22 protein-coding genes and 1 pseudogene are annotated in these 19,330 nt (G+C 69.4%); 8 read left to right on the plus strand and 15 right to left on the minus strand.

The annotated features are described in order from the left end of the window. The first annotated feature begins 763 nt into the window (after positions 1–763). Positions 764–1,642 (plus strand): hypothetical protein, encoded by an 879-nt coding sequence (locus ACFYVL_RS01415; protein WP_389240538.1) that lies wholly within the window; start codon positions 764–766, stop codon positions 1,640–1,642. 50 nt (positions 1,643–1,692) lie between these two features. Here ACFYVL_RS01415 and ACFYVL_RS01420 read toward each other — a convergent pair whose 3' ends face one another. Next, positions 1,693–2,226, minus strand: coding sequence for a hypothetical protein (locus ACFYVL_RS01420; protein WP_389240539.1), 534 nt, complete (start codon positions 2,224–2,226; stop codon positions 1,693–1,695). Between the two features lie 120 nt (positions 2,227–2,346). Between ACFYVL_RS01420 and ACFYVL_RS01425 the strand changes: the two genes are divergently transcribed. Then, positions 2,347–2,628: a DUF3027 domain-containing protein gene (locus tag ACFYVL_RS01425; protein WP_389241294.1), complete on the plus strand. Its 282-nt coding sequence runs from the start codon at positions 2,347–2,349 to the stop codon at positions 2,626–2,628. A 94-nt stretch (positions 2,629–2,722) separates the two neighbouring features. Here the strand turns inward: ACFYVL_RS01425 and ACFYVL_RS01430 are convergent. The 4 genes and pseudogenes from ACFYVL_RS01430 to ACFYVL_RS01445 form a co-directional block, all read right to left on the minus strand. Continuing rightward, positions 2,723–2,896: pseudogene (locus ACFYVL_RS01430) on the minus strand (IS110 family transposase); the annotation flags it as partial. A gap of 412 nt (positions 2,897–3,308) precedes the next feature. Continuing rightward, entirely contained in the window at positions 3,309–3,791 is a 483-nt protein-coding gene (locus ACFYVL_RS01435) for a hypothetical protein (RefSeq protein ID WP_389240541.1), read from the minus strand. Next, positions 3,788–4,228 carry an RNA polymerase sigma factor gene (locus tag ACFYVL_RS01440; RefSeq protein ID WP_389240543.1) on the minus strand — a complete coding sequence of 147 codons (441 nt, stop codon included), beginning with the start codon at positions 4,226–4,228 and terminating at the stop codon, positions 3,788–3,790. The genes ACFYVL_RS01435 and ACFYVL_RS01440 overlap by 4 nt, the downstream gene beginning before the upstream one ends. Continuing rightward, on the minus strand, positions 4,132–4,983 hold the full coding sequence (locus ACFYVL_RS01445; RefSeq protein ID WP_389240545.1) for a DUF3995 domain-containing protein: 852 nt from the start codon (positions 4,981–4,983) through the stop codon (positions 4,132–4,134). Before ACFYVL_RS01445 ends, ACFYVL_RS01440 begins: the two co-directional genes overlap by 97 nt. Positions 4,984–6,045: 1,062 nt before the next feature. Between ACFYVL_RS01445 and ACFYVL_RS01450 the strand changes: the two genes are divergently transcribed. Continuing rightward, complete coding sequence (locus tag ACFYVL_RS01450; protein WP_389240547.1) at positions 6,046–6,474, plus strand: hypothetical protein; 429 nt, start codon at positions 6,046–6,048, stop codon at positions 6,472–6,474. 734 nt (positions 6,475–7,208) lie between these two features. After that, the gene (locus ACFYVL_RS01455; protein ID WP_389240549.1) at positions 7,209–8,024 is read left to right on the plus strand and encodes an alpha/beta fold hydrolase; all 816 of its coding nucleotides are present in this window, start codon (positions 7,209–7,211) and stop codon (positions 8,022–8,024) included. Between the two features lie 234 nt (positions 8,025–8,258). Here the strand turns inward: ACFYVL_RS01455 and ACFYVL_RS01460 are convergent, their stop codons facing one another. Beyond that, complete coding sequence (locus tag ACFYVL_RS01460; RefSeq protein WP_389240551.1) at positions 8,259–9,305, minus strand: amidohydrolase family protein; 1,047 nt, start codon at positions 9,303–9,305, stop codon at positions 8,259–8,261. Positions 9,306–9,362: 57 nt separating this feature from the next. Between ACFYVL_RS01460 and ACFYVL_RS01465 the strand changes: the two genes are divergently transcribed. Further along, positions 9,363–9,893: a MarR family winged helix-turn-helix transcriptional regulator gene (locus ACFYVL_RS01465; protein WP_389240553.1), complete on the plus strand. Its 531-nt coding sequence runs from the start codon at positions 9,363–9,365 to the stop codon at positions 9,891–9,893. A gap of 330 nt (positions 9,894–10,223) precedes the next feature. Here the strand turns inward: ACFYVL_RS01465 and ACFYVL_RS01470 are convergent, their stop codons facing one another. Next, a complete protein-coding gene (locus ACFYVL_RS01470) occupies positions 10,224–11,066 on the minus strand; it encodes a phosphotransferase enzyme family protein (protein WP_389241295.1) in 843 nt (280 codons plus the stop codon). 23 nt (positions 11,067–11,089) lie between these two features. Between ACFYVL_RS01470 and ACFYVL_RS01475 the strand changes: the two genes are divergently transcribed. Next, positions 11,090–11,602 carry a hypothetical protein gene (locus ACFYVL_RS01475; RefSeq protein ID WP_389240555.1) on the plus strand — a complete coding sequence of 171 codons (513 nt, stop codon included), beginning with the start codon at positions 11,090–11,092 and terminating at the stop codon, positions 11,600–11,602. Positions 11,603–12,141: 539 nt separating this feature from the next. On the opposite strand, the gene ACFYVL_RS01480 is transcribed toward ACFYVL_RS01475, so the two are convergent. The 8 genes from ACFYVL_RS01480 to ACFYVL_RS01515 form a co-directional block, all read right to left on the minus strand. Then, positions 12,142–12,900, minus strand: a complete 759-nt coding sequence (locus ACFYVL_RS01480; RefSeq protein ID WP_389240557.1) for a MerR family transcriptional regulator — start codon at positions 12,898–12,900, stop codon at positions 12,142–12,144. Between the two features lie 127 nt (positions 12,901–13,027). After that, on the minus strand, positions 13,028–13,495 hold the full coding sequence (locus tag ACFYVL_RS01485; protein ID WP_389240559.1) for a hypothetical protein: 468 nt from the start codon (positions 13,493–13,495) through the stop codon (positions 13,028–13,030). 144 nt (positions 13,496–13,639) lie between these two features. Further along, on the minus strand, positions 13,640–14,104 hold the full coding sequence (locus ACFYVL_RS01490) for a hypothetical protein (protein ID WP_389240561.1): 465 nt from the start codon (positions 14,102–14,104) through the stop codon (positions 13,640–13,642). A gap of 286 nt (positions 14,105–14,390) precedes the next feature. Continuing rightward, complete coding sequence (locus ACFYVL_RS01495; protein ID WP_389240563.1) at positions 14,391–14,756, minus strand: hypothetical protein; 366 nt, start codon at positions 14,754–14,756, stop codon at positions 14,391–14,393. Between the two features lie 96 nt (positions 14,757–14,852). Continuing rightward, positions 14,853–15,416 carry a hypothetical protein gene (locus tag ACFYVL_RS01500; RefSeq protein ID WP_389240564.1) on the minus strand — a complete coding sequence of 188 codons (564 nt, stop codon included), beginning with the start codon at positions 15,414–15,416 and terminating at the stop codon, positions 14,853–14,855. Between the two features lie 26 nt (positions 15,417–15,442). Next, a complete protein-coding gene (locus ACFYVL_RS01505; protein ID WP_389240566.1) occupies positions 15,443–16,093 on the minus strand; it encodes a hypothetical protein in 651 nt (216 codons plus the stop codon). A gap of 211 nt (positions 16,094–16,304) precedes the next feature. Further along, positions 16,305–16,805, minus strand: coding sequence for a hypothetical protein (locus ACFYVL_RS01510; RefSeq protein ID WP_389240568.1), 501 nt, complete (start codon positions 16,803–16,805; stop codon positions 16,305–16,307). Positions 16,806–16,983: 178 nt separating this feature from the next. Continuing rightward, entirely contained in the window at positions 16,984–17,289 is a 306-nt protein-coding gene (locus ACFYVL_RS01515) for a hypothetical protein (protein ID WP_389240570.1), read from the minus strand. Positions 17,290–17,463: 174 nt separating this feature from the next. On the opposite strand from ACFYVL_RS01515, the gene ACFYVL_RS01520 reads away from it, so the two are divergent. Next, the gene (locus ACFYVL_RS01520; protein WP_389240572.1) at positions 17,464–18,102 is read left to right on the plus strand and encodes a LysE family translocator; all 639 of its coding nucleotides are present in this window, start codon (positions 17,464–17,466) and stop codon (positions 18,100–18,102) included. 363 nt (positions 18,103–18,465) lie between these two features. Continuing rightward, on the plus strand, positions 18,466–19,311 hold the full coding sequence (locus ACFYVL_RS01525) for an MMPL family transporter (RefSeq protein WP_389240574.1): 846 nt from the start codon (positions 18,466–18,468) through the stop codon (positions 19,309–19,311). Positions 19,312–19,330: the final 19 nt, after the last annotated feature.

Raw genomic sequence — 19,330 nt, forward strand, 5'->3', positions numbered from 1 at the left:
CGAGGGGCGTGCTCACAAGCACCCAAAGCGAGGGGTGACGACGGGACGGCCGAGTTCACTGCGGTACGGCACGCGGGAATACCACCGGTGGCGGCAGGTCGGCACAGAGCTACTCCCTCTCAGGACAGCCGAAGTGCTGTCGGTGGACAGCGATCCACCATGCGACTCCCCCGCACTGATCGGGGTCAGACGTCTGGTAACCACGACTGACACCCTTCTGAATCCTCAGCACGTTGGTGGCCGGTCCCCCTGTGGAGGTGAGCGCGGGTCGCCGATGGCGTCGCGAGCGCCAACCGTTGATTCTACGCGGCCGTAGAGCGAACAGTTCCATGCGCTGACCATGGTTTGCCCAAAAGATGCAGCGGGCGCACGAGTGATTCCCGTGGCCGAGGAAGGAGCTTGGGACGGTTTCGCGGGGCCGTACCGTTTTCGGGTGGGTGAGTGAGCGGGGCTCGATGGCTGCTGCTGCCGACGCCATGACCGGCATGCGCGCCGTATTCGCCCTCGTGGCACCGGGGCGAGCCTGATCGGCGGACTGTGCACATTGGCATAGCTGTTGCGGTCCGTCGACAGGGCCTAGTACGCCGAAGTCGCCGACCGGCCGGAGCCCGCGCCGCCGCCCTCACCACACCACACCACACCAGAGACACGGCCAAGCCCCGAGCCTCCGCCCTCCCGGCATGTCCGACTCGCAGGACACCGGAGCCTTGCAAGCGCCGAAAACGGATGGTCGGCAGGGCTCCCGCCCGGCCATCCTGCCCTCATGGGAGACAGAGCCAACGTCATCGTGCTCCGCGAGAACGGCACACACGAGCTGTACCGGACCGGCTGGGCGGTCGGAATCGACCTCGACCTGCTGTACGGGCCGGGTCCGGTTCTCGGCATGCTTCCGGAACTCCGCCAGGACGGCTGGTGGCTGGACGACAGCATGGCCCAGGGCGGGATACTGCTCGACCTCGGCCGGAAGGTGCTTCTGTTCTTCGCCTGGCAGGGACCCAGCACCGAACTCCGCCACCGTGCGGCCGTGTTCGCAATGATCCGAGCCGCGTGGCCGGGCTGGGAGGTCCGCTGGCTCTACGACGGCCCGGCCGAACTGCGCGAGTACATCGGGCTGGATCCCGAGTACGTCCGCTGCCGCGATGCGGCCCCGTCCGTGGCCCCGCTCCTCGCTCCTGACGACGAGGACCTGGCCGGGGCCGACCCGGGCGGTGTGCTGATCACAGCCGGCACCGACCACTGCCACGTCGCCTCGGACGCCTTCGACCACCCCGTCCGCGAGGGCGCCGCCCTGCTCCACCGCCTGTCGGACGCCCCTGGCCACGGTGTCTGCCGCCTCCACGTCAATTCCGGCATCCACCTCGACCCGCAACGCCGCCACCTGGGCTGGTGGTCCCTCTACTCCTCGCCACAGGCCTACGAAGTACCGGAGCTGTGGCCGGGCTGGACGGTGGAGTTCTGGCAGGACGACTGGGAACGGCACGTCAGAGCCAGCGACCACTTCTCTCCGGCGCCGTTCGACGCCGGAGGGGATGCAAGAGCCGCGGTGCTCACCGAGGCCGAGGAGCGACGGGCCCTCCGAGCACGCAACCGCGCACTGGCCACCCGCCTACGCACCGCACCCACTCGGTCCGAACCGGCGTGACCGCAATCGGTCTGATCTTGGACACACGAGTGCCAAAGCCTGTCCGGCAGTCAGTGACGGACCGGGATGCGGTGGACCGGAGGTGAGCCGTCGGTGGGGACGGAGCCGCGCATCGCCAGGACCTCGCCCGTGTCGGCGAATTCCCAGTGGGTCGCATGCTTCCTGTCCGTGGACGCCCACTCGACGCGGTCGACAGGGCGGCGCAACAGCTTCTCAAACCAGTCGGCACAGCGTTCCGCAAGCTCCTCGACCGTGCCGGAGGCCCGGAAGAAGCCGTGCTCGGGCGACTCGTGAAGGTTGAAGAGCTGGTCGCGGACCTTCCCGGCCAGCACGTGGGTGCCGTAGAAGTGCACGGCCCACTCGGCGAGCACCAGTCGACGCGCTTGGTCAAGAAGGCCGATATGGACGAGGAACGAGGACTCGCCTTCGGGCCGTCCGACCTGACTGGAGGCCCACTGCACCCGCCATTGAGCAGCCCGGGTTCGCAGAGCTGCCAGGAAGGCGAGTTCGGCCTCGCCGAAGTCCCAGGGCTCCTCGCCGTACTCCTCAGGGTCCTCGACCTCGAACCAGTTATGGACGTCCACGGGATGACTCTAGTGCCGCATCAGGCAACGTTTGTCCCGTAGTTGGTGAGAGGATCGCTCGGTGATCGGGAGGGGTTGAGTCTGAGTGCCTCTCTTCGTGGACCAATGGGGGTAGTGCTGATGTCTGGCGGGCCGTGGACCGGCGACGATCGAGGTCACAACGATGAGTGTCATGCGCGTTGGATGGCATCGTTGAACCGGTCCACCGGCGAGCCGGACTATCAGGACGACTGGTACGACTCCCAATGCGGCGGCTGCCGGTTCTGGGTCACGCTCAGTGGCGAAGTCGGGCGGGACTACGGGGCCTGCACCAGCTCCCTGTCGCCGTTCGATGGGCGGGTGCGCTTCGAGCACGACGGCTGCGACTGCTTTGCCGCCCGTGAGGATGCGTCGTTCGGATAGTGCCGGTCAGGCGACGTTGGCCCTGGCCACGACTTTGCGGAGCCGAAGGTCGGCGGTGTGCTTGTTCCGCCAGACATCCGATGCGGTTGATCTGTCAAGCGGTGTCGGGTGTCGTGGGGGTGGTGGGGAAGGCAATTGCCTCGTTGTAGTCGGTCCGGCCGGTGAGGCAGTGGTGGAGGCAGCCAAGCATGCGATTGAAGAGGTTTCTCTGAGCTGCGGTGTGCCGGTCGCCGACCTCTCTGCGACGGTCGTAGTGGACGCGGCCCCCGTTGCGGCCCTTGGACGGCCTCAGGCCCTGACTGCCTCGTTTCGTACCGAGGCCATGGCCAGGACGCCTGCGCGGCTCGAAGTCCCGCAACGGTCGTACGCGTTCAGGGTCGGTATACGGCGGCGGCGGACAGGCAGATGGCGGGGCCAGAGGCGGGTGGCGGGATTCCGGGGGGGGCGGGCGTCCGCGCCTGGGCGCAAGGTACCGCTCCCGTTCGCGGAGTCGTCCGACGTACGGCCTCCGTCACCAGCGACCGGGACGGGTCGGTGTGAGGTCCGGTCGTGGAGCCCGGCCGGTCCGGCCTCCGCCTTGCGCAACGCCCGGCCAAGAGACGACGCCCGACCCGCGAGCACGGCTGGAGCCCTGCTCCAGGCTGTCGCCGACAGGCACCGCGTCCCGCATCGGCAATCACTCACACGCCGGAAGGGTCGAACAGGGCGCTCAGCCGGTCCAGACTCCGGCGCCCGGACCGGCCCACCCCCACCGGCACCAACGCCGCCCGTCCCGGCACCCGCACGCCTCCGGTGAGCGCCACTCGCGTACCCTCGCCCTCTGCGACGGCAGCCACGCCCACCAGCAGGAACCTGCTCTGCAGCCAGCACCAGCCGGGGCGTTGGACACCCTCCAGGCGAGCCCGGAAGCCGTACTTGCTGCGGGCGACCGCCGTCACCTCCTCGCCGTCCCGCCGGGTCACCCGCACCCCCCGCATGTCCGGCAGGACGCTGCCCAACCCGCCCTCCAGATCGGCGAGGAGGGGCCACACCCGCTCGACGGGCGCCTCGATCAGCCGCTCGCTCACCTGGGCGCCGCGCACCCCCGCGGCGAGGACGTGCAGGCGGCGTACCGGGTCCAGGCCGTTGACCGGCCAGGGGATGTCGCTCTGTGCGTAGGTCATGACGTCCATGCCTTCCGGAAGGTGTCGCGGGCGCGCGAGAGCCGGGACTTGACGGTTCCCACGCGCAGGCCGAGCAGTTCTGCGGCGGAACGTTCGTCCAGGCCCTCGATGTCGCGCAGGACCAGGACCGCGCGGTGTTCGGCCGAGAGCCGGTTCAGGACATCGCGGATGTCGGAAGCCAGCTGGGGATCGCCACGGGCAGGCAGGTCGCTCAAGTCGGCCGTGACCGAACCGGCCGAGCGGCGGGCGACCCGGACGGCCTCGCGGACGGCGATCGAACGTACCCAGCCGTACAGCGCCGCTGGTTGCTTGAGCGTGCGCAGCGCGCGGAACACGGCGGTCAGCGCCTCCTGCGTCGCGTCCGGCCCCTGGTCGAGGGCGATGGGGGCGCAGATCCGGCCCACGTACGGGGTGAGCTCGTCCAGCAGGGCCGCCATCGCGAGGGTGTCGCCGCGCTGGGCCGCGCGGACTCGTTGGACAGTGGCTTCGTCAGGCACGGAGCGAGTCTTCCAGAGCCGCCGAAACAGCGGGCCGGGACTTCGCCACGCGCAGGGCCGCCGCGGCGAGGACGAGGCAGAGCGGTGTGTAGAGGGCCAGGTTCAGCCAGTAGAAGGCGGAGTCCCTTCGTGACCAGCCATAGGAGCCCGGCGAGACCACGGGCCGACAGCCCCGACAGCACGGCGAGCAGGCCGAGTTGCAGCAGGCGGGTACGGCGCCTGGCACGTATCAGGACGATCCCTGACGCGGCGAGCAGGAGCAGGGCGAGTGGGACGACCACCACGGGTGTGAACGGGGCTTCGAGCCCCAGGACCGCATCCGACAGGGACTTCTCGTCCGGCGCCGGCCAGGTGGAGCCGGTGGCCCAGAACAGGTGCAGGGCGGCGTCCATGGCCAGCACCGAGGCGATCAGTGTGGCTGCGCGGCGTGCGGTGTGGTCGGCGGTGGACATGGGGCCTCCAGGAGACGGGGATGCGAGTGGGACACCCTGCAGAGGAGGCGTACGGCGGAAACGTTCCCGGGCGCGCGGAAATTCTTCCGACCGTGCCCGTTCCTGGGCGCGCGGAAATTCTTCCGACCGTGCGGTGGCACGTACGTCGTCCAGGGCTCCCGAGGCGGCGCCTTCCGTCTGCTCGGCTCGTCCTTCATCGGCTCCGGCCTGCGCGACGTCGAGGCCCCCTGCCCAGCGCGTCATCCTGCGGTAGCGCCGGGACGCCCTGGGCCCCGCCCCAGCGCGACTGCATCGCCTGATTGCCTGTGCTGTGCGCCGAGGACACGCACCGCCCTGGCGCACGTCCTCGCCGCACAGGCCCGGCCCCCGGGAACGGCCTGCTTCTGGTCCGCCCGGTCACTGGCATCGCCCGTACGGATACTGCGCACCTGCGCCACCGACGTGGCCGCACGGATCGGCCACGACCGTGCCGTCGTCGTCCTCGACACCGCCCACGAAGGCTCGGCGCTGCGAGTCGCCACGATCCCGCGTGGCCAACGCGGGCGGCCGACGACACGAACCCCCCTCGGACTGCGCCGTCGCGGTACAAGCCCTTCGTCACCGACTCTGCGGCGCCGGCGTGTCGGTGTACCGCCTCGCCAACGTGGGCCGTCGGCCGCTCACCTCGCCCCGTACGAAGACCGACACGGCCTCCCTCGGCAAGAGCCACACCTGATCCACACCACATTCGGTTCGCACGAGCAGGGTGGACGTGCCCCTGAAGCAGTAGCAGAGTGTGGCCAGTACGGCTGCCGAGCGCGGCCCTCGGCAAGCGGCCGAGGTGGGTCCGGATCACGCCGTATCGGGGCAGGTCCATGGCACGTGGGGCAGTACTCCGGAACCGACAGCGGTCGTCCGTTTTTCCGGGGCAGGTCGCCCGGTAGTGCCATGTTCTTCGGCTCAGGAGGAAGACCATGATGCAGCGTCATTGCGAGGCCGGAACGGGTGGGGCGCGCGTCGCGAGACCTTGTGGTTGACCGGGTTGTCTCTGGCGGGGCGTGCCGGGGCGGTTCGCTTCTGAGAGCGCGAGACCTGGTCGGAAAGCGGGGTTGCTGGAGCGGGTCGGCGTCTCACCTGGTCCGCATGAGCCCCGGGCGTTTGGTCCTGGGGCGAAGTGGCCCGTGGCCGCGTGCACTTCCACAAGGAGTTGAGGCTGTACGACTGCTCAAGGCTGTCGTGCGACCCGGCCTGAGCAGCGCCGCTCTGGAGCCTCACAGGCTGATCACCGCACCACCGGCGGATTCACTCGGAGAGGATGACACCCGCATGGACACCGTCCCGCAGACGAGCGGTCCTTACCCGCAGCAGCATGAGTGGTGGCGGTACGGCAGCCGCCAAGGGGTCAGCATGTCCCTGCCGCAAGGCACGGAGCAGGAAAGCAGGATGGGTCGGCCGGGCCCGGGACAGTCGTACGGTCGGCAATTGCAGCAGGAGTCGGTGGTGTTCCCGAGCGCCGTCGACAGTCGGGCCCTTGTCAGGGCTGTCGCCACGAACTACTGGGACGTTCCGGCTCCGCTGCCCGGCCAGCCGTCAGTCATGTACCTGTTCGTCAACGGCAACTGGCACCAACTCCAGAACGTGAACCAGTCCCTCCGTAGCCAGATCCAGGAAGCATTCGCCCTGGGGCATCAGGTCGTCGTGGTCTACGACAACGAGACTGGCCTTCTCCTGGCCGTCGTGGTGAACAAGGTGTGACACCAGCACCCTCACAGCGGCACTGGGCGACAGGACGGGTACAGCGAATTTGGGTGCTCCCGGGGTGTGAGGTGAGGGGCGCGAGGACGCGGATGGCCAGCCCCGAGGAGGCCGAATACGGAGCAGCGTATTCCGGCCGAGCTGCCCACTCCCAGGAGAGAACCTGTCGCACTCGTCCGGCACGCTGCTCGCCATGAACGAGTACCTGGGCCTCCGATGCCAGTGCTGACCTGTGCCCCCCCCGGAAGCCGCACCGGGAAGCCTGTCGTCCTGGAGGCTCTCGCAGGAGGGGGACGAATTTCTCTCGACCTCTGTGGCGGAGGGGCCCGAGCACTGGATGGTCACCGTCTGCTCGCGCAACGGGCCCTGGTGGCACAACGCAGGCGAAACGGTCCAACTCGTTGCCGAACTCTGCGACGGCACACCGGAGCCATGGGTGCTTCCGACCATCAGGCCCGAGGTCACCGGCTGGGTCGATGCGCGGGACGCGCTGATCGACAGCGAGACATGACAGCGGAACAACGGAGCGCACAGCGGATGGCGGCGCAGGAGCGATGCACCTCGCTGTGTTGGTGGGATGCCCGGCGCACTGCTGCGATGAACTGTGGACTTCAGCAGGGCTGCTCAGCGCCTGTCCGGCGGATCACGCAGGTGGGGCAGGCACGGATGCATTGGCCGGGGAAAATCGCTGGACCGGCCTGAAAGGACCATGCGACCGTCCTGGCATGTCGAGCATGATCGAGTTTTCAGAGTCCTTCGGGCCGTTTGAGTCGTTTGAGTCCTTCGACGGGACCGCTGTCAGCTGGCGGCGGCTCGGCTCCGGGCAGCCGGTGGTCATGGTCCACGGTTCCGGCGGTGGCCTGCACTCCTGGCAGCCGGTGGCCGAAGTACTCCAGGACCGGTTCGAGCTGTGGTTGCCTGCCCGGCGAGGGTACGCGCCGAGCGGTCCGGGCCGATCCCCGAAGCGTTTCGCCGACGAGGTGGGGGACCTCAAGGCGCTGATCGAAAGGATCGGCCGTCCCGTGCACCTGGTCGGGATGTCCTACGGTGCCACCGTCGCCCTGCACGCCACGGCGTCCGGACTGCCGGTTCGCTCCTTGGTGTTGTGGGAGCCTCCGCTGTACGCGGCCGGCGAGGAACTGGCGCCCGTACTGGCCGAGTTCGAGGAGCTGACCGCGCGCGGCGAGCGGCGGCTGGCCGATCGGCTGCTGGCGGAGAAGGTGGCCCGCGTCCCGGCCGCGCTGCTGGACCTCATGGACGCGGGCGAGCCCGACGACACCGAACCCGCCGAGGTACCCGGCTGGTTCCGTGACCTTGAATCGATGGCCGCCGATTCGGTGGATGTCGAACGCTGGTCCGCTGTTTCCGTCCCGACTCTGCTGATGCGGGGTGCCGACACCTGGCAGCCGATGCCGGCGACGCTCGACAGGCTCGCGGCCGTGCTGCCCCACGTCACCTACACGACGTTCCCCGGCCAGATGCACTTCGCGCCGTCGGTTGTCCCCGAAGCCGTGGCAGCGGAGATCACTCGCTTCCTGCCACGTTCCTGAAGCCGCCCGGGTGCCGACCCGCTGCCTTGAGGACCGGGCTGGTTGACGGTGGTTCTACTGCTGCCCGACAGAGCACGCTGGAGGCCTTCCACCGCCTCGGCGCGACGGACAAAGGTGTCGAACGGTTCCCGATGGTGGCTTTCGGCGTCCCGCCGCAGGATCAACTTTCGCTATTTGAAGACCTGTTGATGCGTAGCGAGCCGGACGAGTGGTGACTCTGGGAGGAAGTGGGTGTCACCGGGGCGATCGATCAGGTCGGGCCGAAGGGGTAAAGGCCAGTAGCGTTCTGCCGCGAACCCGTTCGTGCCGCAGCTGATCGATCCGGCACCGTTCCGGACGTACAGGTACCGCTTCTCCCGGACCCGGTGCATCGCGCGGGCCTGGCACGAATAGGGTCTCGGCTGGTGCACCGGACCGCGACCGCCCCGTACCGCGTGTCGATGCCCCACATCGTCGGTGCGGGGCACAGCGGCACTTCGCTGCGGTGAGGTGTGCGCCCGATGGGGCCGGATCAGCGGGTGAGGCGGGAGTAGGGCTGGCGAACAGGGCCGTGTCGAAGTAGAAGCACTTCAGGTCGCGCAGGATGTCTTCGGCCTTGCGGGTCCGGTCGACGACCGTGGAGGTCAGGCCGGAGAAGCGGAAGGCGGCGTACGGGAGGAAGCCGCCTCCGTGGGAGAGGAGCACGCGCACGTTGCGGTACCGGTCCATGACACCGTTGAGCACCATGTTCAGAGCGGTGCGCGTGGCGTCGAGGACGTAGTCGGCAAGCGGGGCGGGAGTGCCGGGAAGGAGCTCCATCGGGGGTTGCGCGGGGTGGACTAAGACGTTCGCGGCGCGGCGGTCCAGTTCGGCCCACAGGGGCTCGAGGTCCGGGTCGCCGAGGTACTTGCCGTGGGCGTTGGACATCAGCACCACGCCGTCGGCGCCGAGGACGTCGAGCGCGTACACCGCCTCCGCGACCGCGGCGTCGATGTCGGGCAGCGGGATGCCGGCGAAGTGACCGAAGCGGTCGGGGTGGTCCTTGACGACCTCCGCACCGTACTCGTTGACGGCGCGGGCCAGGTCGCGGGCGACCGCGTCGTCGCCGAGGTGGACGCCGGGCGAGGTGACGGACATGACGCCGGTGGCGATGCCCTGCTGGCCCATCATCGCCAGCGCACTCGCGGGGCTCCAGGCCGGGATGGCCCAGCCCCCGGAGTTCAGGCCACGTGCAGCCAGGGTCTCGGCCCAGACCGGCGGAACGATGTGGTTGTGGACGTCTGTGCGTGCGGCGAAGTCCATGACTTCCAGCCCTAAAAGCTTAGCTTGCTAATGGCATCACTTAGTAAGCTAACAGTCATGCGAGAGACGAGCGACCACAGAGCGGGCGACATTGCGGACCCGAACGACGACGAGGCGGGCGTGAGGGAGCTGGCGCAGGCCGCTGACCGGCTGTTTTACGCCATGCGCCGCTCTCGTGCGGCCACCATGGGCCACTCCGGGGCCGGGCTGTCCATGGCACAGGCCACCCTTCTGGAGCCCCTCGCCGCCGACGTCAAGGGCGACGGGTTGCCGGTCGGAAAGCTCGCCGTCGCCGCCGAGGTGAGCGTTCCGACCGCCACTCGCATGCTCAAGCAGCTCGAAGGTGCGGGCCTGCTCACACGGGAACGCTCCCCGCACGACGAGCGCCAGGTCCTCATCCGTCTCACCACGGACGGCGCCGAACGACTCGCGGCGATGCGGACGGAACTGCGGGCGCGCCAGGCGGAGGCGCTGGCGCACTTCACGCCGCTGGAACGCCACGAACTCGCCGCGCAACTCCAGCGTCTCGCCGCCGTCATCGGCGACACGGTCCCCCAGCCCGGCGAGGGGGAGGCCGTCCGGCGGTGACACCCTGCGTGGGTCGCGGGTGCGGCCCCCTGCATGTGACCGTCACGCTGAGCCGCTCGCCGAGCCGGGAGCGGCGGGCCCGGTTCGATGCGCTGCGCGTACGGCGACCGACGGCCGGGGGCGGCGGGCGCTGAAGGCACGGCGCACTCCTGCACACCAGCCGGGCCCCTCGACAGAGTCGGCGCTCGGCACCCTGCCCACCAGCATTGCCACTCATCCGTGGCGTGGCGGGTCGCGGCGGCTACTCCCGTCGCCCGGTTCTTCGCAGCGTTCTCGTAGCCCTCGGTGACTTCTACGGGCCGCGCGTTCAGCGGGTCGAGGGCCGGCGGTTCATCGAGTCGAGTCGAGTGTCGACCAAGGAGGCCCACCGCGCAGTGCGCGCAGGAATTCCTCGCCGAAACGCCGCCCGTCCGGAAACTGGTCGCCACGCTCCCAACGCCACGCGGCAACCATCGCGAGAACGAGCTGGCGGCACTCCCCCAGGAGTTCCTGGTCCACGTTCGGGTAGTGCGCGCTGACCGCCTCAGGAACGTGTGCGAGGTCGAACTCGACGGGTCCGCGGCAGCACGTCTCAAGGTCGATGAACACCGGGCCGTTCCTCGTGCTGAGTACGTTGCCCGGATGCGGCTCGCCGTGGAGCAGTTGCTCCGCGGTGCCACGCTTCTCGACCGCCCGTCGCAGACTGGTGAGCCTGCCACGGAGAAAGGCGCGGTCTGCGTCGGCCAGTTCCGGCGAGCGGTCCGGGGCGGCGACCACGTCTTCCGCCTCCGTGATCCGGTCCGTGAACCTCGGGCTCGACACATCCACCTTGCGCATACCAGCGTGCAACTCCTCAAGTGCCTTGGCGTAGGCGGCTGGTGAGAATTGGGGCGTCACGGGCTCGTAGTAGGTCCACAGCGTCACCGCGAAGCCGTCCTGCGTATACACACGCGGGTCCGCCCGCGGCTCCAGGGGACAGACCGGGCATCCGGCTTCGGTGAGCCGCTGCGCGAGATCGACTTCGAACTGTGCGACCTCCTGTCCAACAAAGGCGACCCGGGCAAAGGTGCCGCACGGAGTCAGCCGCAGTGCCAGCTTGTTCGAGTTGTGGAGAACGATCGCGTCGTCTGCGGGCAGGCCGAGTGATGCGGCGACCGAAGTCGCCGCCGCGATCGCACGTGCGATGTCGGTCATCTCCACCCGCGAATCTTGGCACGATGAATGACAGGACCGTCAAGGGCGGCTCCGCCGCCGTGATCTCGCCGACCGGCCACCTGGAGATCATTTCAGTTGCCCTCGCGCCTCCCCGCAACGATCCTGGGCTTCGAGCAAGCAAGGGGGCCAAGGTGGGGCTGATGCTTTTCCCGAACCACGACGACGTGGCGAGCCCGGACGTCTCCTGGTCCTACACCGGCTTCAGCATGTTCAGGAAGTGGCTGGCACAGGCAGAGGGATTCACGCTCGCCGAAATGAACGGCTTCGGCGGAGATCGCCCGTGGTGCGGCGTCTCCACCACGCTGGCGCCACTGCTCAACCATCCGGACGATGACGGCCCCGACCTCTCACCCGCACAATGCGCGGCCATGCTGCCCCGGCTCGAAGCGATTCGCGATCAACATCAGCCTGACGACAGCGACGACGTCCTTCGTCGACGCATCGAAGACGTCAGGGAGCTGATCGCCGTCCTGCGGTTCTGCGTGGACAGGGACGTTTCCCTCGTCTTCGGCTAGCCACGAGAGCGGGGAACGACCTGGCGTCGGGGGAACGGCCCGTGGTCGCGAGACCGCCGTTACTTGATCTGCCGCCAGGTACCGCACCCGGTCGACCGGAACGTGCGGTCGCCCGCCCGGCTCCGCACTCTTCTCCTGCTGCACCGTCATCGATGCGCACATGTTCGCCACGTACGCCGAAGCCTTCGCATACCTCGGGGCGATCTTCCAGCCCTCATGGGCCGCCCGTCCGTCCAGATCACCGGCCGCACCCGCCGAGTACTGCCCCCGGCGGAACCACCTTGTGCTCCGCAGGCTCCTGCGTCCCCGCGCACCCCGCATCCAGTACCACCACGGCCGCCGTCACCGACGCCCTCACCCCCGCCCTCGCGCACACACGTCTCATGCGCCGCACAATGACACCCCCACCCCACTCGAATGTGAACCGCCGCGCAGTCTCGCGGCTCTCCAGAGGCGCCGCCATGTACGCACCCGACAGCGGCCCACGGACATTTCGTATCCCTGCCGGGCCGGCCCCCGGGGGCCGGCCCGGTCCCCGTTCAGCTGAGCCGGGTGGTGACGTACACCTCGATGGCGTCGCGCTGGAACGCGGCCAGGCCAGGTGCGATCGCCTCGTACGCGGCGTGCCAGGCGATGTTGTCCGCGCAGGAGCGCCCGATGGCGCGGTACTCCTGTGCCGTCACGGGCCGCAGTTCGGTCATGGCCCGGTACTGGGTGTCGATCTGGGCCTGCACGGGTGCGGCGTCGGCGGGGTGGCCGGCGGCCATCAGTTCGGCCAGCAGAATCATCTGCGCCGTGCGTTCACGCTGTCCGGCCTCGATGTCCTGCGGGGTCATCGCGGCGACCGTGCGGGCGACTACTTCGGCATGCTCGGGGAAGTCGCGCAGGGTCTCCTGGTACTGGGAGGGCTCAATGCCCTCGAACAGGTTCTCCGGTCGGTTGATGGTCACGGGACTGCCGTCCTTCCTGGACTGTTCCAGTTCGGCGATCGTGCGGGAGACGGTGCCGGCCAGGGCGTCGAGCCGGTCCCGCTCGGCGAGCAGCCGCCGGTGGTGGCCGCGCAGGGCGTCCACCTCGTCGACCTGCTCGGCCAGGATCCGTCCGACCTCGGAAAGCCCTACGCCCAGTGCCCGCAGTACGAGAATCTGCTGCAACCGCAGCAGCTGGTGCTCCTCGTAGTAGCGGTGGCCGTTGGCCCCGGTCCGGGCCGGCGGCAGCAGACCGACCTCGTCGTAGTGCCGCAGGGTCCGGGCGGTCACGCCCGACATCCGAGCGACCTCCGCGATGGGCCAGTCCATTGCTGTCTCCCTCACGATCGCGTCACCGGGCCGGTTTCTCCGGCCCTGTTCAGGACGGTAGAAGCTGCCGCAACGGCAACTGCAAGCCCTCACGCATGCACGCACCCGCATCGGTGCGGCGCGTCCGTTACTCGCGGAAGTAGTGCTTGCCGGTGCAGCCCTTCAGCGCTCCGTTGTTCCAGCCGCAGACCCGGAAGTAGGCCTTCCCGCCGCTCGGGGTCCTCTTCTGGATCGTCTTGGTGCCGCCGTTGTAGGCGTGGACCTTCTTGTACAGGGCGCCGTTGCTCTTGTAGACCCGCAGCTCCGACGAGTAGCCGTCGAAGTTCGCGTCGTCGAGGGTGAGGCTGTCCACATCCGCGCCGCTGGAGGTGTGGTCGTCCCAGATCACGTCGGCGTAGCGGTGGTTCTGGATGTACGCGTGCCAGGTGTAGCCGTCCGGAGTGTCGTTCGCCTTCGCCCTCGTCTGGGCGGTGCTGCCCGCCTCGGATCCGGAACTGTCGGCGAGCGCCGACGGCGCGCCGAGTACGCCTGCCGACAGCAGGGCTGCCGCGCCGGTAGCGACCAGCGTCCGCTTGATCTTGCCTGTCTGTGCCATGTGTTTTCCCCGTTGCTCGTTGCTGTTGACTGCTGCCGGCACAGGTGTTGGTGCTGTGGTGCCGGCGCTGGCATGAGCATGCTGCTGACAGGGAGACGGGATCCATGTGTTTCGGCCGAGTCCGAAAGACTCGGCGTGCAGGGCTTACGGGGTGGCCGTTTTGGTGAGTACCAGGGTCGGCGGTCCGTCCGGGTCGGGTTGGATGTCCACCACCAGCGGGCCTCTCGGGAGGATCTCCTTGCCGCCGACTGCCACCCGGGCATTTACGTAGAGCTGGATGTCGCTGATCTTGCCCCGGCCACCGTTCTTGGTCGTCAGGTAGGCGTAGCTCATGCCCGCGTCGACGGACGTGCCGTTGTCAACGAACTCCCATCGGCCACTGAAGTCGAGCGGGTCCGTACCTCCGCTCCCCATGGCTTCACCTGCCGAGATGTCAGAGGCGGTGAACGTCCCGTCGGAATCGAGCCGGATCTCCGCGCCCGTCTTGTCGCTCCGGTACACGCCGGGCAGCTCGTCGGCGTCGATCGGGGCCGCGCACCCCGACGTGAGTACCGCAGAAGCGGCCAATGCGGCGACGAGCCACCGCCCGCCCATCCCCTTGATGATCACAGACCCAACATATCGGCATCGCTCACAGCAGTGTCGTCCTGGTGGACAAGCTCATGCAGGGCCCAACGAGAGACGTGTGTCGAGTTTCCCGGCGAGAGAACGGCTGGCGCCATGACGCCCATGCCCAGTTGAGGAGTTGGGCGCCCGGCGGGGCACAGGAGTCGCGCAGCGGTCGTTCCCGTGTGTGCATTCAGCGCCGGTCCTCACCCGGTCCGTACGACGGGGACAGGCGGGCGGCGCGGGGACCTTGACGGTCTTCCCGGGCGGCCCGCCCGCCTCGGAACCCTCAGCCCACGAAGCACGCCGAGACGTAGCCGACCACGCCCGTGCGCTTGTTCTGGACGAGTTGCCAGGCGACGGTGTTGCTGCCGTCCGGGCACTGGACGCGCGGACCTGAGTCCGCCTGGTACCAGTACGCGCAGTCGCCCTGGTTGGCCCAGCCGACGTGGCTGCCGCCGGGCTTGTTGCGCATGTGGATGCTGGTGCCCTTGAAGTCGGTGTGGGGGCCGCCGATCTCGCAACCGGCACGGACCTGGGCGGCGGCCGGGGCTGTGGGGGACGCTGCGGCGGCGTTCCCGGTGGTGAACGGAGCCAGGAGCAGCGCGGAGCCCGCGACCGCCAGGGCGGCTGTCCTCTTTGTTCGTTTCATCATGAACGCAAGGATTCCCAACCGGGACGGACCCGACAAGACCGCCTGGCCGACATCCACCTGTCCGGGCAAGGGATTCGCCTGATCCGGGGAATTGCCTCAGGGTGGGGCATCAGTCGCGTGACATCGGAGAATCCGGTGCGGCTGCCCGCACGGACAGGGTGCCAGCACCCACGCGCACCCACGGCACAATTCGATCCAGCCGTGACCGGTCGAGCTCAGCACCCTCGGTCCGTCCTCCGCGCAAGCCGGGCAGCCGGGCAGCTCCGCACCGTCCAGAATCGCGTTCTGCCGCCGGACGTACGCGGGCAGGCGCAGCGACGGGTGACGGGAGGGGTCTTGGTACCAGACCCGGTCCGGGCCGTCCCAACTGGTGCGCAGCCACCACGGTCGCGGGTTCGGTGCGGCCCGTCGCCCGGCCCGCTTCTCCGCCCGGCGCTGTGCGGCGTACTCCTGCGCCCGCGCGAGCCACAGCACCCTTGCCTCGTGCAGTTCCTCCACCGCCCGCACCAACGCGTCCGGGTCCGACTCCAGCCGCGCAGTGATCGCGGCGATGCGCGTGAGGTGGTGGTACGTCGCCCGGAAGCCGTACGGCGCGAAGAGGACGAGGCAGGTCCGCAGCGCGCTGTGGCGGCGGTGGAGCGGGAGGCGGGTGTCGTGCACGCGTGCTCGGTGGGTCGGGAAGCTGGTCATGGTGCGGGCGCCAGGTCCAGTGCCCGCGCCAGGGCGGCGGTGACGGCGGCGGGTGCGGGCAGGTGTTGTTCGGCCCAGGTTCCGGCAAGGTTGAGGAAGTCCTCCAAGTCCTGCTGGGCGCCTTCGACGAGCGTGCGTACGTGGTCCACCGGCAACTGGATCACCGGGCTGCCGTCCGCCCCGTCCGCCCCGTCCATCCCGTCCGTCCCGTAAGCGTCGAAGGTCAGCCGGACGACGTCGCCGACGCGTTCGGCCATCGAGGACGGGTCGTGCCCGAAGGAGGCGGAGCCGTCGCCGTCGAGCATCTCCAGCCAGTCCCGCCAGGTCTCCAGGCCGTTGCAGCAGCCAGGCTCGACGAAGACGGTGGCCGTGGTGGTGTCGAGCACCCGGAACCCTCCGGCTGCGAACAGGTCGGGCATGGTGAGCAGCCCGTGCAGGAAGACGCCGAGGGGGTCGGTCGGGCGCGGCCCGTGTTCCTCCTCCGGCTCGAAGTCGTTGCAGCGGGCGATCCGCATCACCGCCGTGCCGACCTCCTCCGGAGTCAGCTGCCCGTTCAGCACGAGGTAGCCCCATGACTCGTACGGGACGACCGGCCAGAGCGCGAAGTCGTCGGCAGCGAGGATCTCCAGAACGGGTTGCATCACCATCACAGGGGGATGATGCCGGACCCCCCTCCGGCACCGCCACGGCTTTCCGGTGCGGCGTCGGGCTTGGAGCAGGTCTGCTAGCTGGGAAGTTTCGGGGTGTCCGCGTCGGCTCCGGTGCCGTCCTTCGGCGCGGTCGTCGAGTCGGGCAGGAGGAGGCGGAACGCGCAGCCTTCGCCGGGGCGGTTGTCCAGCAAGGACCTACGTCTCGCCCCTAGTCAGGGATGCCCGGCATGCCCCAATGGGCGCCTCTCTCCTGGACATCCGCTCTCGGGCACGCCCTCCGCCACGCCGCGACTGCCGGGGGACTGCCGGGGCGCCCGTAGAGGATCCGCTTCCCTTGCAGGCGCAGGCGCAGCTTCGCCGAGTCGACGACGTTGTCGCGGACGATGAGCACCCGGGCCACGTGGTGCGGGTCGTGTTCGGACATCCGCCCGCCGGCCTGCCGGAGGCAGAGCCTGGCACGGCCGTCGGCCTCGCCGCCGACGATCCGCACCTCGACAAGGCGCCGCCGGTCCCACAGCCGGTACGAGATCTCCGCGAGCACATAGACCGCAGCCGCACAGGCCGCCCACGTACCGTCGGAGTACCCCCACAGCACCAGGACGAACAGACCGGCACCACCGGCCGTCACCGCCGTTCGCCGCAGCGTCGCAGCGGTCCGCGTTCCTCTGTCCGCCGCTTCCCAGAGCAGATCCTTGCCGCTGATGACCATTCCGTCATCATGAGTTCCACCCGGCGCCGTGAGAAGCCTCGGAACCAGGGTGGGTCGCGCTGCGAGCCGGTGCCACGGGTGAGTCCGGACTCGGCGGTTGCGAGCGTCCTTGGCCGGCACGTCGAGAACTTGCTCAGCGATCGACCGTCCGGCGCGCGTCCGTCGGCCAGGGCCGTCCCTAGCTGGACATCGCCAGCCCCAGCAGCAGCGCCCACAGCAAGGGCAGCAGGACCCACCCCAGCGCGAGCGAGGCCATCACGATGCGGAACGTCCGCAGGGACCGGCGGTGCGGCAGCAGCCAGGTGAGGGCGAAGAGGACCAGGGCCGTGTAGATGACGAATCCGTACTGGTCCATGCCGTCGTTGGCCTGGATCAGGCCGAATTCCACCCCGAGGATCGGAAGACCGAGCACCGACACCACAAGAGGTGCCTTCCACCAGGTCTTGTGGAGGGCGGGCAGCTCTTGGTTCTGCGTCGTCGTCATGCACCCCACCCCATCAGCATCCGTCGCCCGGGGCATCCGTAGGCGTACTCATCCGATCTGGGCCGATCCGCCCGACTCCTGCCGTACGCGACCAGCCCCCGCCGCGCCGGATGCGTCACGGTCCGCCAGACCCGCCAATCGCGCTGGTGACCTCGCGCGATACGCTGGCATCCCATGGAAATCAGCTCCGCTCCGTGGTCCTTCGCCCTCGTCGTAGGGCTTCTCACTCTGACTCCCGGTCTCGATACGGCGCTGATCCTGCGCACGTCCGCCCTCGGCCGGCGCAGGAGGGCGTGGGGTGTTGTCCTCGGAATCCAGACCGGCACTCTGGTGTGGGGTGTGTTCACCTCCCTGGGGGTCACCGCGCTGCTCACCGCCTCGCATCTCGCCTACACCGCGTTGCGCTGGATCGGCGCCGCCTACCTCGTCTGGATGGGGTTCCGGATGCTCCGGGACACCTTCCGGGGGCTGCCCACGGCGGACGCGGACGAGTCCGAGCCGGCAGATGGAGCGGACTCCGTCGGCGGCGGCTGGCGGCAGGGGACCCTCACCAACCTGCTGAACCCGAAGATGGGCGCCTTCTATGTCGCCGTCCTGCCCCAGTTCATCCCCGCGGGCGCCGACCACCTCACCATGGGCGTACTGCTCACCGCGGTGCACATCCTGATCGGTCTGTTCTGGTCCGCCGTCCTCATCGGCTTCGCCCGCGTCCTGCGGGGATGGCTCCGCAAGCCGCACGCCCGCCGGCTTCTCGACAGGATCACCGGCACCGTCATCGGGATCTTCGGCGTCAGGCTGGCGCTGAACCAGTGAAGCGCTCAAGCACGGAAGCGCCGTCCGTCCGGACGTCGCGGTCCGGCGAGCGGCTCAGCGCCGGTTGTGACGGCGGGCGGCCTCGGCAGCGGCCACCGTGCCGCCGAAGTCGTGAGCGAAGCCGTGCGCGAGGAGGTGCGCGAAGCTGTGCGCGAGGAGTTCTGCGAGGAGGTCCGCCGGGCAAGACGCGGCGCGCGCCGCCCTGTGCCGCCACGCTGCGCCGGACCGACGGCGTGCACGCGGTCGCCGCACCCTCCGGCCCCGCGTGGCACAAGGACGGCTCCACGCTGCTCACGGTGATCCCGCGGCGACGAGGGCGGCTCCCGGGCGGGTGAGGACACGATCGCCCGCGTCGTCGAGCAGGTGCCGGACGGGGTGCTGGTCGGCGGGAACGTCACCCAGCAGCTCGACTACGCCGACGTCACCTACACCGCGTTCCCCTGGATGCCGGCCGCGCTGTCCCTGGTGACGTACGTGATGCTGGCCCGCGCGTTCCGCTCGCTGCTGCTCCCGCTCAAGGCGATCGTCCTCAACCTGCTGTCCCTGGGCGCGGTGCTCGGCGCGATGGTGGTTCTGTGGCAGTGGGGCTGGGGCACGGAGGCGCTGCTCGGCATCCGGCCGGACGGCTCCATCGGGACCTTCGTACCCGTGACGATCTTCGCGTTCCTGTACGGGCTGTCCATGGACTACGAGGTGTTCATCCTCGCCAGGATGCGCGAGGAGTACGACCGTACGGGCTCGACCCGGGCGGCCGTGGTCAACGGCATCGGACGTACCGGACGGCTCGTCACCTGCGCCGCGCTGATCCTCTTCTGCTCCTTCGCCTCCATGGCATCGGGCGGCGAACTGGACGTCTCGATCTTCGCCTCCGGCATCGCGCTGGGCATCCTCCTGGACGCCACGCTGGTCCGGGGTCTCCTGGTCCCGGCGGCCGTCGCGACGATGGGCAAGTGGAACTGGTGGCTGCCGACCGCCGCCGCACGGCTCCTGCGGGTGGCGCCTTCACCGATGCGGGCGGAAACGCGGTGGGACGGGGCGGCGGACGCGGCCGGGGGCGGGGAAGGCACTGGGGGCGCGGCCGGGGAAGGGGGCGGGGACGCGTGGGAGGCGCGGCCCGGTCCCGGCGGTCCGACGACTCCGGCCGGACCGAAACTCCCGAAACCGTCCGCCCCTGCCCAAGGCCCAGGACGCGCGGTTCGTGAACGATGACGAGTCGGTCCCTACGTCA

The sequence above is a fragment of the Streptomyces sp. NPDC004111 genome (genome assembly GCF_042874215.1).
Lineage (GTDB): Bacteria > Actinomycetota > Actinomycetes > Streptomycetales > Streptomycetaceae > Streptomyces.

Excerpts from the sequence above, each read along its gene's own strand:
- ACFYVL_RS01435 (WP_389240541.1), bottom strand. The coding sequence starts at position 3,791 with ATGACCTACGCACAGAGCGACATCCCCTGGCCGGTCAACGGCCTGGAC.
- ACFYVL_RS01440 (WP_389240543.1), bottom strand. The coding sequence starts at position 4,228 with ATGGCGGCCCTGCTGGACGAGCTCACCCCGTACGTGGGCCGGATCTGC.
- ACFYVL_RS01445 (WP_389240545.1), bottom strand. The coding sequence starts at position 4,983 with ATGACGCGCTGGGCAGGGGGCCTCGACGTCGCGCAGGCCGGAGCCGAT.
- ACFYVL_RS01515 (WP_389240570.1), bottom strand. The coding sequence starts at position 17,289 with ATGACGACGACGCAGAACCAAGAGCTGCCCGCCCTCCACAAGACCTGG.
- ACFYVL_RS01455 (WP_389240549.1), top strand. The coding sequence starts at position 7,209 with ATGATCGAGTTTTCAGAGTCCTTCGGGCCGTTTGAGTCGTTTGAGTCC.
- ACFYVL_RS01505 (WP_389240566.1), bottom strand. The coding sequence starts at position 16,093 with ATGGTGATGCAACCCGTTCTGGAGATCCTCGCTGCCGACGACTTCGCG.
- ACFYVL_RS01415 (WP_389240538.1), top strand. The coding sequence starts at position 764 with ATGGGAGACAGAGCCAACGTCATCGTGCTCCGCGAGAACGGCACACAC.
- ACFYVL_RS01470 (WP_389241295.1), bottom strand. The coding sequence starts at position 11,066 with ATGACCGACATCGCACGTGCGATCGCGGCGGCGACTTCGGTCGCCGCA.
- ACFYVL_RS01460 (WP_389240551.1), bottom strand. The coding sequence starts at position 9,305 with ATGGACTTCGCCGCACGCACAGACGTCCACAACCACATCGTTCCGCCG.
- ACFYVL_RS01465 (WP_389240553.1), top strand. The coding sequence starts at position 9,363 with ATGCGAGAGACGAGCGACCACAGAGCGGGCGACATTGCGGACCCGAAC.
- ACFYVL_RS01480 (WP_389240557.1), bottom strand. The coding sequence starts at position 12,900 with ATGGACTGGCCCATCGCGGAGGTCGCTCGGATGTCGGGCGTGACCGCC.
- ACFYVL_RS01495 (WP_389240563.1), bottom strand. The coding sequence starts at position 14,756 with ATGATGAAACGAACAAAGAGGACAGCCGCCCTGGCGGTCGCGGGCTCC.
- ACFYVL_RS01475 (WP_389240555.1), top strand. The coding sequence starts at position 11,090 with ATGAATGACAGGACCGTCAAGGGCGGCTCCGCCGCCGTGATCTCGCCG.
- ACFYVL_RS01520 (WP_389240572.1), top strand. The coding sequence starts at position 17,464 with ATGGAAATCAGCTCCGCTCCGTGGTCCTTCGCCCTCGTCGTAGGGCTT.
- ACFYVL_RS01510 (WP_389240568.1), bottom strand. The coding sequence starts at position 16,805 with ATGGTCATCAGCGGCAAGGATCTGCTCTGGGAAGCGGCGGACAGAGGA.
- ACFYVL_RS01485 (WP_389240559.1), bottom strand. The coding sequence starts at position 13,495 with ATGGCACAGACAGGCAAGATCAAGCGGACGCTGGTCGCTACCGGCGCG.
- ACFYVL_RS01425 (WP_389241294.1), top strand. The coding sequence starts at position 2,347 with ATGTCTGGCGGGCCGTGGACCGGCGACGATCGAGGTCACAACGATGAG.
- ACFYVL_RS01450 (WP_389240547.1), top strand. The coding sequence starts at position 6,046 with ATGGACACCGTCCCGCAGACGAGCGGTCCTTACCCGCAGCAGCATGAG.